Here is a 341-nt window from a genome sequence, read left to right as displayed (position 1 = left end):
CGTACTAAAGACCAAAACGCTCGAAGCTGTAGCCGATCGCGGGTATTTCAACAGCCCGGAGATCCTCGCGTGCCACGAGGCTGGCATCACAGTAACGCTGCCTAAGCCACAGACGTCGGGCGCCAAATCCGAGGGGCGCTTCGGTAAGCAGGACTTTGCGTATTTGCCAGGGGAAGACGCCTATCGCTGTCCGGCTGGGGAGCGATTGCCGTATCGCTACACAAACGAAGAAGACGGCAAGATGCTGCGGCGTTACTGGACCTCAGCCTGTCAAAATTGTTCGCTCAAATCGCAATGCACGACCGGGCCAGAACGGCGGATTACGCGATGGGAGCATGAGC

1 protein-coding gene is annotated in these 341 nt (G+C 58.1%); it reads left to right on the top strand.

Annotated features, from left to right (window positions below; translation table 11 throughout):
* Positions 1 to 341, top strand: a 341-nt coding sequence (locus XI08_RS09740) for a transposase (RefSeq protein ID WP_271574253.1), incomplete at both ends; no start/stop codon positions are given.

The organism is Bradyrhizobium sp. CCBAU 11361, assembly GCF_028128935.1.
In the GTDB taxonomy this organism is placed as follows: Bacteria; Pseudomonadota; Alphaproteobacteria; order Rhizobiales; family Xanthobacteraceae; genus Bradyrhizobium; species Bradyrhizobium niftali.
Note: the sequence above shows the minus strand (reverse complement) of the source record. Positions and strands in the feature narration are given on the sequence as shown.